Genomic DNA, 12,792 nt, shown 5'->3' with positions numbered 1-12,792 from the left:
GGCGAGGTGCCGTGCTTGGGGCGCCTCCGTGGGTCCCCCGGACGGAGGCTGGGGGAGGTAGCCGGGGGAGCGTCGTGACCCGGCGAACTTCGCCGGCCACAGCACCAGCCGCACGCGGCGCCGCCGAAATCCACTGCCGCCCCCGCGCCGCCCCAGGCAGAATTGGCAGGTGCGGTATCTGATCCTCGGCGTCACCGAGGCACGCGACGAGACCGGCGCCCCCCTCCCTCTAGGCGGCGCCCGCCTGCGCGCACTCCTCGCCGCCCTCGCCCTGCGCGCCGGCGGCCCGGCCTCCGTGGCCGTCCTCGTCGACGAGGTCTGGGGTGACGACCCGCCCCTCGACGCCCCCGCCGCCCTCCAGGCCCTGGTCGCCCGGCTCCGCCGCGCCCTCGGCGGCCGGGACACCGTCCACGCCGACCCCGCCGGCGGCTACCGACTCGCCGCTGACCGCGACGACATCGACCTGCACCGCTTCACCCGCCTGGCCGCCCGCGGCGCCCAGGAGCTGGCCACCGACCCCGCGGCCGCCGCCCGCACCCTGCGCACCGCCCTCGCCCTGTGGCGCGGACCGGCCCTCGCCGACCTGCCCGAGCCCGGCCGGGCCGCCCACGCCGCCGCACCCGGGGCCCGCCGCGCCGCGGCCCTGCGCGACCGCATCCAAGCCGACCTGCGCAGCGGCGCCACCGCCCCGGCCGCACTCCTGCCCGAGCTCGAGGCGCTGATCCACGAGAACCCGTACGACGAACCGCTGCGCGCCCAGCACCTCCGCGCCCTGCACGCCGCGGGCCGCACCGCCGACGCCCTCGCCGCGTACGAGCGCACCCGCCGCACCCTCGCCGACGCCCTCGGCACCGACCCGGGGCCCGAACTCCGCGCCCTGCACGCCGAGCTCCTCAACCCCCGGGAGGACCGGGGCCCGGCCGCCCGCCCCAGCGGGAACACCCCGCCCCCGCCCGAGGCGCGCGGGAACCTGCGCCCCCGCCTCACCTCCTTCGTCGGCCGGGAGCCCGAACTGGCCGCCCTCCGCGCCGATCTGGCCCGCCTGCGCCTCATCACCCTCACCGGACCCGGCGGTTCCGGAAAGACCCGCCTCGCCGAGCACGCGGCCACCGACCACCCCGAAGCCGGCTGGATCGTCGAACTGGCCCGCCTCGACCACCCCGCCGCCGTCCCCGGGGCGGTGCTCAGCGCCCTCGGCCTGCGCGAGAACTCCCTGGTCGCCCGCGAGAACACCGCCGCAGCCGCCGACCCCGCCACCCAGCTCGTCGAACACTGCGCGCACCGCAGCCTGCTCCTCGTCCTGGACAACTGCGAGCACGTCATCGGCGCCGCCGCCGAACTCGCCGAGCTCCTCCTCACGCGCTGCCCCGGCGTACGGATCCTGGCCACCAGCCGCGAGCCCCTCGGAGTCCCCGGCGAGAGCGTCCGCCCCGTGGAGCCCCTGCCGCCCGACCCCGCCCACCGCCTCTTCGCCGACCGCGGCGCCTCGGTCCGCTCCGGCTTCACCCCCGACGAGGACCCGGCCGCCGTCGCCGAGATCTGCGCCCGCCTCGACGGCCTGCCCCTCGCCATCGAGCTGGCGGCCGCCCGGCTGCGGCTGCTGACCCCGCGCCAGATCGCCGACCGCCTCGACGACCGCTTCCGGCTCCTGACCAGCGGCTCGCGTACGGTCCTGCCCCGCCAGCAGACCCTGCGCGCCGTCGTCGACTGGTCCTGGGACCTCCTCGACGAGCCCGAGCGCAGGGTCCTGCGCCGGCTGTCCGTCTTCGCCGGCGGCTGCGACCTCGCCGCCGCCGAAGCCGTCTGCGCGGACCCCTCGTACGAGGTCGCCGACGTCCTCGGCTCCCTCGTCGACAAATCCCTCGTCCTGGCCGAGCCGGCCCCGGATCCCGACGGCGCCGACGGCATGCGCTACCGCATGCTGGAAACCAATCCACGAGTACGCCGCCGAGCGAGCCGCCGAGCGCGCCGCCGCCGACCCGGCGGACCGGGCCGCCACCACGCGCCGCCACACCGTTCACTACCTGGCCCTCGCCGAGCGGGCGGAACCCCTCCTGCGCTCCGCCGCCCAGCTCCCCTGGATCCGGCGCATCGAGACCGAGCTCGACAACCTCCGCGCCGCCCTGCACCACGCCGCCGCCGACCAGGGCGACACCGAGACCGCCCAGCGCTTCGCCTTCGCCCTCGGCTGGTTCTGGTGGCTGCGCAACTACCGCGGCGAGGGCGCCGAGTGGACCACCCGGATCCTCGCCGGCACCCCCGCCGAGCCGCCCGAGGGCTCGGCGGCGTACTGGCGCTTCATGCGCCTCCAGGTCCTCAACATCTTCCTGCTCGCCGAGAGCAAACCCGCCGAGACCTTCCGCACCCCCGCGTACCAGGCCCTCGCCGCCCGCATAGAGGAGGCCTTCCGCCACGGCTCCCCGGAGACCACCCGCTTCCCCGCGATGCTCTGGCCCGCTACGGCCTTCCTCACGGGTGACGCCCTCGCCTTCCACGCCAACCTCGACCGGGCGGTCGCCAACTGCCGCCGCCACGCCGGCGACTGGGAACTCGGCGTCACGCTCATGCTGCGCACCCACGTGGCCATCGACATCGCGGGCGGCCTCCCCACCGTCGACGAGGACCTCGCCGAGCTGCGCGAGATCGCCCGCCGGGTGGGCGACCGCTGGACCCGCGCCCAGGTCGCGAGCGCCGCCGGCGAGATCGGGCTCTCCCGTGGCCGGTACGACTGGGCCCGCGCCGAGTACGAGGAATGCCTGCGTCTGGCCCGCGAGGTCGGGGCCCACATCGAGGCGCCGTTCGCGATCGCCCGTATCGCGGAGACCGCCTACTGCACCGGGGACGTCGACGGCGCCGAGCGGCTGATCGCGGAGGCGGAAGCCGAGGCCGACCGGTACGGGGTCGTCGACGTCCGCGCGTTCAACCGGCTGCTGTCGGCCGCGATCGGTATCCACCGCGGCGACTTCGACCGGGCCCGCGCCGCGTACGACGACGCCCGGGAGCGCGCGGCGGAGCTCCTCGTGCCCCCGCAGATGACCGCCGGGCTGGACAACCTCGAAGCGGTCCTCGCCGCCCACAAGGACGGGCCCGAGGCCGGGCTCACCCTGATCGGGCCCGCTCTCGCCGCCGCCGTCGAGGCGCACTGCGCCGAGCGCGTCCTCGCCGGGCTCGCCGAGACCGCCGCCCGGCTGCTGGCCGATGCCGACCGGCCCGCCGAAGCCGTACGGGTCCTCGCGGCGGCCACCGCCTGGCGCGCGGGCCATCCCCGCCCTGCTCCCGAGCAGGCCGCCGTGGACGGGCTGCCGGCCCGCGCCCGCGCCCTGCTCGGCCCGGCCGGCTACGCCCGGGAGGAGGCCGCCGGCGCCACGCTCGGCCCGGCCGATCTCGCGGCGGCACTCACGCGCAGCTGATCACACGCAGGTGATCAGGCGCAGCGGATCACCGCAGCGGATCACGGCATCCGATCACCGGCAGCCGATCACCGGCAGCCGATCACCGAGACGGCCCAGCTCGCGAGTGTGGGCAGGCGGCCCTGCCCGGCCCGCTCCACCACCAGCCGCAGCGTCTTGCGCTCCGAGAGGGAGACGTTCACGGCCGCTCTCGGGTCCCCGTACCCGAGAGCGGCGGACTGCCACAGCCGCTGTCCGTCGGCGTACACGGAGAACCGCACCGCGCCGTCGGTCCACAGCGACAGGCCGTCCACGCCGGCCTTCGCCGAGAAGGCGGTGCACTGCCGGTTCAGGATGATCTCCACGGAGGAACGGGAGTTCACCGTGATCCCGTTCGCGAAGTGCCGGTCGCCCGCCTCCAGCCCCCACCGCTGCCACACCCAGCTGCTGCGCCAGGTCTGGAGCTCCGGCTCGCTGTGGTCCCCGTACGCCGAGTGGTCGAGCCGGGCCAGCCGGAACCCCTGCGGCGGCTTCGGCGGAGGCGGCGGGGTCGGCTTCGCCGGAGACGGGCTGGGCGACGCGGGCAAGGGCCTCTTGCGACTGGGCGAAGGGGACGGAGACGCGGAGGGGGCCGCCGCCAGGGGAGCGACGGCCGCCGGCCTCGCCGGTGTCCGGTCCGGCCGCGGCGGTACGGGGCCCTGCGCAGCCGGCGGTTCCTCCCCGGGCCGGCTCGGCTCGGGCGTCGGCGCGGCGGGAGCATCCGGCACCACCGGCGCTACCGCACTGGGGGCGGGCTCCGCCCGGGCCTGTGGCTCGGTGTCGTCCCCGGCCAGCGCGAACACCACCCCGGCAGCCGCGGCGACCGCGATCCCGGCGGCGATGGCGGCCTTGGCCGGCAGCCCCAGCCCCTCGGACACCACCGCACCCCCGGCCCCGGCCCCGGCCCCGCCGGCAGCCGCACCCCCCGCGGCTCCGGCCCCCGCGGTCGACCCGCCGGCGGCAGCCGCGGCCGCCCCGGCCCCACCCGCGGCGACGGCCCCGCCGGCCACCACCCCGGCCGCCTTGGCCGCGTACCCGGCGGCGAACCACCCGATGACCGCGACCGGAAGCAGCGCGGGAATGCCCGCGTTGACGTCCCTGAGCTCCCCGGCGGCCAGCCGGCACTTCGCGCACTCCTCAAGGTGCTTGCGCAGCCCCCGCTCCGCCCGCATCCGCAGCCCGCCGCGGGCATAGGCGCCCAGCCGGTCCGCGTACCGCGCGCAGTCGCCGCCCTCACTCGGCGCCGAACTCACATGGGCTTGCAGATACGCCTGCTTGAGCCCCTCGCGGGCACGACTGGCCAGCACCGCCGTCGCGTTGGGGCTCAGCCCGAACAGCGGCGCGATCGCGCTCGGCGAGGCCTCCTCGACGGTGGTGTGCCACAGCACGGCCTGCCACCGCTCCGGCAGACTCCGGAAGGCCTGCATGGCGAGGGACTGCTCGGCCTCGTGCATCGCCCGGACATCCGCGCCCAGTTCGAGCGTGTCATCCCCGGACAGGCCAGACACCCCTGACAGCCCGCCGCCACCCTCCGTACCCGTGGCCGCCTGCTCCGCGAACACGGCGAAGTCCTCGACGAGATGCTCCCGCCGGGCGGTCTGCGCCCAGGCCGCGGCGACCCTGCGCACCGTGGTCAGGAGATAGGCCCGCACCGACTGGTCCGGCCCGGCCCCGCCCCGTACTGCCTGAAGCGTCCGCGCGAACACCTCGGCGGTCAGGTCGTCGGCGGTGTGCCCGTCCCGGCAGCAGGTCCGCGCGTAGCGCCGTACGGCATCGGCGTGGCGGCGGAACAGCTCCTCGTACGCCCCGTCGTCACCGGCCCGCATCCGGGCGACCAAGTCGCCGTCGGACGGCGGCAGATCGCCCCCGGTGCCCGAGCCACCGGCGGCATGCCGCCCGCCCGGCTCGCGCTGGGCCGGCACCTGCCGGGCGGGCAGGCTGCCCGCACCGACCACGCCGCCGGCGCCCCCGAGTGACTCTTCCGGCCCGTCAACGCCCATCGCGGCAGCCCCCGCACGACACACTCAACCGGTCCACCGATCAAGCGTGTCACACGGCGGCAGCACGCCGGACCCGTCTGCGCACCTTCCACCCATCCGGGCACAATTCGACGAATCGCCGTACTGACGAACCGCGTCGGATGAAGAACGCGGACGACGGGCCCGGCACGAACCCGACACCACACCGGGCGACCACGGCGGGTGACCACACCGGTCACCACACCGGTCACCACACCGGTCACCACACCGCCACACCGGTCACCACACCATCGATCGCGCAGGTGGTCACACCGTCCGGGAGCGCAGCCCTTCCAGCAGGATGTCGAGCAGCCGCGTCGAAGCCGCCGCCTGCTGCGCCGGGTCGGGCAGCGCAGGCGCCGCCGTCGCTATCACCAGCAGCACATCGGCCACCGTGACGTCCGTACGCAGCTCACCGGCTTCCCGGGCGCGGTCCACCAGCCGTCCGACGACCTCCAGCAGCGCACCCGCGCCGGCGTCGTCCGAGGGCTCGTCCTCGATCGGCGTCCGCGGCGCGCCCACGACACGCAGGTCGGGAGCCACGCCCGCTGCGACGGCCTGGCGCTGGTGCGGAACCCGCGCCGCCTCCGCGCCCTCGACGCCGTCCTCGCTCGCCGAACCCACCCGGAGCACCTGCGGCGGCAGCAGCCGCCCGGCGCCCGAGGCCACGGAGGTGCGCAGGAAGCGCGACAGCGCCTGCCACGGCTCCTCCTCCTGGCCCAGCGCGGTCCTGGCCTGCTCGGTCAGCCGGGCGGTCTCCTCCTCGGCTATCCGCCGGACCAGCACGTCCTTGCTCGGGAACCGGCGGTACACCGTCCCGACGCCGACCCGCGCACGGCGCGCGACATCCTCCATCGGAGCCCCGTAGCCCAGCTCGCCGAAGACCTCGCGGGCCGCCCGCAGGACGTGCTCCAGATTGCGCTGGGCATCGACGCGCAGCGGCGTGGACCGGCCCACGCCGTGCGTGGTGCCGCCCGCGATACCGCGAGCGTTGTTCTCGACCGAGAGTGCGGTCGCAGAACCATGGAAATCGGACATGTTCATATGTTTCCCCCGGTAATCATTTGTCTCCCCCCGGAGACACTCCCCGCCTTCGCGTCGAGGGGGCCATGGTCATCTGGGCCCGGTTCTGCTCCTCGACGGGATACGAACATAGTTGAGCCAGAGTCAATTCAGAAGAGGCAGCCCCGGACGGAGCACCGCCCGATCGGAGCATTCGCCCCCACTTTTCCGTTCCGTACCCTCGGAATGTCCCCTTCCGTACCGTCTGACCTGCGGATTTTCGCCCCCATCCAAGGTCCGCTTCCACCCCGTCCCACCCCCACCTCCGGTCACACAATTTGTCGGGCCTGTGGACAAACTCCCGGCCACGTTGCGTCATGGGGTGGTGAAGGCTGCTAACTCCCGGGGCGCGGCCCCCGGTACCCCGCCCCGCACGCGCATCCTCGTCGTCGGCGGCGGCTACGTCGGCATGTACACGGCGCTCCGGCTCCAGCGAAGGCTGAGATCCGACGAGGCCGAGGTCACGGTGGTCACCCCCGAGCCCTACATGACGTACCAGCCCTTCCTCCCCGAGGCAGCCGCAGGCTCGATCTCCCCCCGCCACGTGGTCGTCCCGCTGCGCCGCGTCCTCGACAAGTGCCGCATCGTCATCGGCGAGGCCCAGCGCATCGACCACGCCAAACGCACCGCGACCGTCTCCACCCTCGCCACCGCCGACGAGGGCACCGGCCCGCAGGAGATCGAGTACGACGAACTCGTCCTCGCCCCCGGGTCCATCTCCCGCGCCCTCCCCGTCCCCGGACTCGCCGACTACGGCATCGGGTTCAAGACGGTCGAAGAGGCCATCGGCCTGCGCAACCACGTCATCGAACAGATGGACATCGCCTCCTCCACCCGCGACCCCGCGCTCCGCGACGCCGCCCTCACCTTCGTCTTCGTCGGCGGCGGATACGCGGGTGTCGAGGCACTCGGCGAGCTGGAGGACATGGCCCGCTACGCCGCGCGGTACTACCACAACATCAAGCCCGAGGACATGAAGTGGCTCCTGGTCGAGGCCAGCGACCGCATCCTCCCCGAGGTCGGCCCCGAGATGGGCGTCTACACGATCCGCGAACTGCGCCGCCGCAACATCGACGTCCGCCTCGAAACCCGGCTCGAAACCTGTGAGAACCGCGTCGCCGTCCTCAGCGACGGCGCCCGCTTCCCCACCCGCACCGTCGTCTGGACCGCCGGCGTCAAACCGCACCCGATCCTGGCCGCGACCGACCTGCCCAAGAACGAACGCGGCCGCCTCGCCTGCACCTCCTTCCTCACCGTCGAGGGAGTCGAGCACGCGTGGGCCGCCGGCGACGCCGCCGCCGTACCCGACATCGCGGCCCCCGAACCGGGCCGCGAATGCGCCCCCAACGCCCAGCACGCCCTGCGCCAGGCCAAGGTCCTCGCCGACAACCTCGTCCACGCCCTGCGTGACGAGGTCCTCACCGAGTACGCCCACAAGTACGCGGGCTCCGTCGCCTCCCTCGGCCTCCACAAGGGCGTCGCCCACGTCTACGGGCGCAAGCTCAAGGGCTACCCCGCCTGGCTCATGCACCGCGCCTACCACCTGAGCCGCGTCCCCACCTTCAACCGCAAGATGCGGGTGCTCGCCGAATGGACCCTCTCGGGCCTCTTCAAACGCGAGATCGTCTCCCTGGGCTCGCTCGAACACCCCAGGGCAGAATTCGAACTGGCCGCAGCCGGCGGCCACAAGGCCCCTCCACCGAACCCCGCCCCCAACCCCCCGCAGGACAGCCAGGGCTGACGCTGTCAGTGCGGTCGGCCACACTGGACGTGTGACCATAGGTGGGCTCACGCCTGCACAGAGTCACGCCGTCCCGTCAGCGACCGCTACTGGGGGCACCTCCCCGGCACCAGTCGGGGTAATACAGCGACCACTTGCGACACCACGAGGCTTGAACGCAGTGAACTTCACGCGCTGGAGCGCCCGGTTTCCCGGAACGCAGCGCCGCGCCGCCGCCCGGTCCGAACACGCCGCCGCCGCCCTGGCCAAGCGGGGTGAAGGCTCCGTCCCGGCAGCCCGCGGCGGCCGCGCCGACCCCGGAACCGAGCGGCCCACGCCCCTCGCGGACGGCGGTCCCGCCGACCCCACGGTCTCCGGCACCGGCACGACCCCGGCGACGGCGACCGGCAGCGGCACCGGGACCACGACCGGCTCCGCCGGCACCACCCCGCGGACAGGCGTCCTCGCCCCGGTGCCCTCCCTCGACGAGCTCTCCGTACGCGAGGTCCTCGGCCGGCTCCCGACCCTGGTCGCCCTCGTCCACGGCCCCGAGCACCGCGTCGCCTACGTCAACGACGCCTACACCGCCGGCTTCGGCGCCCGCACCCCCGGCGCACCCGCCCACCAGGCCCTCCCCGAACTGGGCGACCTCGGCCTGCTCCCGCTCCTCGACCAGGTCCAGCGCAGCGGCAAGCCCCGTACCGCCAAGAACCGCACCGCACCGGGCGGCACCAGCTCGTACACCGTCACCTGCACCCCGGTCGAGTTCCCCAAGACCGACACCCGGAGCGACACGGACGGCCAGAGCACCGGGGTCCTGATCCACCTCGCCGACGTCACCGACCACGCCGAAGCCGTCGAACGGCTCCGCGCCAGCGAACGGCGACAGCGCGAGGCCGCCGTAACCCTCCAGCGCTCCCTCCTCCCCCAGGAGCTCGAACAGCCCGACGACCTGCGGGTCGCCGCCACCTACCAGCCCGGCGGCACCGAGGCGGCCGTCGGCGGCGACTGGTACGACGTCATCACCCTCGGCGCCGGCCGCACCGCCCTCGTCATCGGCGACGTCATGGGCCGCGGGGTCCGCGCCGCCGCCGTCATGGGCCAGCTCCGCACGGCCGTCCGCGCGTACGCCCGCCTCGACCTCCCGCCCCACGAGGTCCTGCAGCTCCTCGACGGCCTCGCCGCCGAGATCGACGCCAGCCAGATCGCCACCTGCGTTTACGCCGTCCACGACCCCAACGAGGGCCTGCTCGCCTACGCCTCCGCCGGCCACCTCCCGATCCTCGTCCGCGACGAGGACGGCACCGTACGCAGAGCCGCCGACCCCACCGGCCCGCCGCTCGGCACCGGCGGCTGGCTCCACACCTCGGGCACCATCGCGCTGGGCCCCGGCTCCACCGCCGTCCTCTACACCGACGGCCTGGTCGAACGCCGCGGCGAGGACATCGACGAGGGCGTCGCCGCCCTGGAACGCGCCCTCTCCGGCGCCCAGGGCACCCCGGCCGTCATCTGCGACCGCCTGATGCGCGCCCTCGGCGTGGACGCCGACCACGACGACGACGTCGCCGTGATGGTCCTCCAGCAGCCCGCCCGCACCGGCGCGGACGCCGAGCTCTTCCACAACGCCGCCCTGGAACTCCTCGGCGGCATCGAGGCCGCGCCGCGCGCCCGCGCCTTCGCCCAGGGCGTCCTCGCCTCCTGGCGCTTCCCGGTCGAGCTCTGCGACCTCGGCGTCCTGGCCGCGAGCGAGCTCGTCGCGAACTCCCTCCAGCACGGCACCCCGCCCATGCGCCTGCGCCTGCGCCGCACCGACCGCCGCCTGATCATCGAGGTCACCGACGGCGACGACCACCTCCCGCGCCGCCGCCGCGCCGAACCGGCCGACGAGACCGGCCGCGGCATCTCGATCGTCGCCACCATCGCCTCGTCCTGGGGCTCGCGCCGCACCCCGGGCGGCGGCAAGGCCGTCTGGTGCGAGTTCGCCCTGCCGGACAAGTAACCGCACACATGGAAGGGAGGCCCCGGTCCAAGACCGGGGCCTCCCTTCCATCCGTACATCCCATCCCCGTACGACTCACACGGCGACAGGATCAGCCACCTTGGCCGATACCGATACCGATGCCGACGCCGAGGCCGAGGCGGACGGCCCCTGCGCCACGATCCTGCTCACCAGCGACGGGTTGTCCTGCACCGGGCTCAGCTGCTTGCCGAGCCGCAGCGCCAGCCCGGCGATCCCGAGCGAGACGAGCACGAACACCCCGATGTAGAGCATGGGAATCCCCGCACCCAGCGGCACACCCAGCGGTCCGAGCGCCAGCGCCATCTGCTTGACCAGCGCGAAGGCCGAGTTGTACTGGCCCACGGAACCCTCCGGGGCCAGGTCGGCCACCAGCGGCGCCAGGGTCGGCGACAGCATGGCCTCGCCGATGCCGAAGAGCGCGTACGTCGTGATGAACGCGGCGGCGGCCATCATCGCGCTGCCGTGCCCCAGACCGGAGAACCCGGCGATGACCCACGCCACGGTCCAGATCAGCCCGACCAGCGCGATGACCCGCGACCGGCGCCGCTTCTCGACGAGCCGCAGCACCACGAACTGGGCGACGACGATCGCACCGGTGTTGGCGGCCAGCGCGAATCCGAGCGTGGACGGCGAGATCCCGGCGGCCTCGGTACCGAAGGCGGCCAAACCCGACTCGAACTGTCCGTAGCAGGCGAAGAACAGCACGAAGCCCAGCACACACAGCTGCACCATGGCCTTGTGCCGGAGCAGCCGCTTCCAGCCGCTGCCGCCCGCCTGCGACGGGTCCTTCTGCGGCATGGCGTCCTTGAGCCCCGCCACCTGCGGCATCCGCACGGTGGCGATGACCCCCGCCAGCACCAGGAACATCACGGCCTCGATGCCGAACAGCAGGGTGAAGCTGCCGGGCCGGCTCTCGTCGACGATCTGGCCGCCGATGAGACCGCCGATGCCCAGCCCCAGGTTCTGCATGAAGAACTGCATGGCGAAGGACCGGGTCCGGGTCGACGGCGTGGAGCACCACACGATCATCGTCGCGAGCGCCGGCTGCATCACGGCCTGCCCGGCGCCCAGCGCCAGGGCGGACAACAGGATCGGCACGATGCCGGTGGAGAGTCCGAGCGAGAGCGCACCGGCCGAGGCGGCTATGGCGGCGCCGATGACCACGGGTACGGGACCCCGTCGGTCGATGACCCGACCGGTGAAGGGCAGCGCGACCAGAGCACCCAGGGCGAACGCCACGAACGCGGTCGTGGCGGCCATCGAGCCCAGACCTCGCACCTGCGCCACGTAGATGTAGAGGAACGGAACCGTAAAACCGATGCCGAACGCGGTCAGCGCGTTGCCGGCCTGGATCCGCCGCATCGCAGCGCCCATCACCCTGGTCACTTCTCACCTGCCTTTGAGAGCCGAAGACTGAAGCCTTCAGTACTTCACACCTAAACTTCAATCCTTAACTCTACACACCGAAGGAGTTAGACGCCAACGCGTCCGTGCCATACTTCGACCCATGGGTGACACCCCCGACGGCACCACGCCCGTCCACGAGCCGACCCTCGATGAGCAGATCGCCGTCTACCAGCGCGAGTTCCAGGACCTCGACCCCCAGGTCGAGAAGGTGGTCTCGGCCCTCAGCCGGCTGAACCGCCGCATGAACGTCGCGTACGGACGCCAGACCGCGGCCCTGGGCATCAGCAACGCCGAGTGGGAGGTCCTCAAGGCCCTCGTGATCTCGGGAGCCCCGTACCGCATGGGCCCCAGCGAACTCGCGAAGCAGCTCGGCCTCACGCCGGCGGCGATGACCCACCGGATCGACCGCATGACGGCGGAAGGACTGGTCACCCGCGAACGGGACGAGTCCAACCGGGTCCGCGTGATCGTGGAGCTCACGGACGAGGGCCGCAGCAAGTGGCTGGACGCGATGCGCGCGGCAACAGTCTTCGAGGAGGACCTCCTCCAGGACCTCTCCACGGCGGAGCGCGGGGTCCTGGGCGACATGCTCACCCGGCTGCTGGACCGCGTGGAGGACCTGCAGTCCCCCAGCTGACCCGCCCTGACCACCGGGGTTGACACACCATCCCCGGATCCGTAAGGTTCTTCGAGTTGCCCCGGAGCCGGAAGGTTTCGGCGACGATGAATCCCGCCGCCTCGTTGCGGCACCCAACTCTGCACGATCTCCCACTGGGAACGAATTCGGCATGTCCGAATTCATTTCCGAAGGCCGATTATGAATCGCCGGGGAAATCCACTAGAGTTCAGGGAGTCGGAAGGGCCCAACAGCCCGGAAGAAAACCCCGCTGACTGGGGATCAGGCCCGAGAGAGTCTGATAGAGTCGGAAACGCAAGAACACAGAACGAAAGCCCGGAGGAAAGCCCCAGTACATGTTACTGCGGGTGAGTACAAAGGAAGCGTCCGTTCCTTGAGAACTCAACAGCGTGCCAAAAATCAACGCCAAAAGTTGATACCCCGTCCATTTCGGTGGATGAGGTTCCTTTGAAAAAGACCTGTAGGGCTCCGGTTTCGGGGTGCTTGCAGGCAACTTACAC

The 12,792-nt window shown here is 73.2% G+C and carries 6 protein-coding genes and 1 pseudogene; 4 read left to right on the top strand and 3 right to left on the bottom strand.

Translation table 11 applies throughout. The annotated features are described in order from the left end of the window. Positions 1-169: 169 nt before the first annotated feature. Positions 170-3,410 (top strand): annotated as a pseudogene (locus J7E94_RS00035) (BTAD domain-containing putative transcriptional regulator). Positions 3,411-3,478: 68 nt separating this feature from the next. Here the strand turns inward: J7E94_RS00035 and J7E94_RS00030 are convergent. Further along, a complete protein-coding gene (locus tag J7E94_RS00030) occupies positions 3,479-5,428 on the bottom strand; it encodes a sigma-70 family RNA polymerase sigma factor (protein WP_215011042.1) in 1,950 nt (649 codons plus the stop codon). Between the two features lie 285 nt (positions 5,429-5,713). Beyond that, a complete protein-coding gene (locus J7E94_RS00025) occupies positions 5,714-6,490 on the bottom strand; it encodes a TetR/AcrR family transcriptional regulator (protein ID WP_215011040.1) in 777 nt (258 codons plus the stop codon). Positions 6,491-6,830: 340 nt separating this feature from the next. Between J7E94_RS00025 and J7E94_RS00020 the strand changes: the two genes are divergently transcribed. Next, positions 6,831-8,249, top strand: coding sequence for an NAD(P)/FAD-dependent oxidoreductase (locus J7E94_RS00020; RefSeq protein ID WP_215011038.1), 1,419 nt, complete (start codon positions 6,831-6,833; stop codon positions 8,247-8,249). Positions 8,250-8,409: 160 nt separating this feature from the next. Further along, entirely contained in the window at positions 8,410-10,227 is a 1,818-nt protein-coding gene (locus J7E94_RS00015; RefSeq protein ID WP_215011044.1) for an ATP-binding SpoIIE family protein phosphatase, read from the top strand. Positions 10,228-10,302: 75 nt separating this feature from the next. On the opposite strand, the gene J7E94_RS00010 is transcribed toward J7E94_RS00015, so the two are convergent. Next, the gene (locus tag J7E94_RS00010; RefSeq protein ID WP_251055885.1) at positions 10,303-11,622 is read right to left on the bottom strand and encodes an MFS transporter; all 1,320 of its coding nucleotides are present in this window, start codon (positions 11,620-11,622) and stop codon (positions 10,303-10,305) included. A gap of 133 nt (positions 11,623-11,755) precedes the next feature. On the opposite strand from J7E94_RS00010, the gene J7E94_RS00005 reads away from it, so the two are divergent. Further along, the gene (locus tag J7E94_RS00005; protein WP_008738578.1) at positions 11,756-12,292 is read left to right on the top strand and encodes a MarR family winged helix-turn-helix transcriptional regulator; all 537 of its coding nucleotides are present in this window, start codon (positions 11,756-11,758) and stop codon (positions 12,290-12,292) included. Positions 12,293-12,792 lie beyond the last annotated feature (500 nt).

This window comes from Streptomyces sp. ISL-94 (genome assembly GCF_018614075.1).
GTDB lineage: Bacteria > Actinomycetota > Actinomycetes > Streptomycetales > Streptomycetaceae > Streptomyces.
This window is presented reverse-complemented; position numbering and strand designations above follow the sequence as displayed.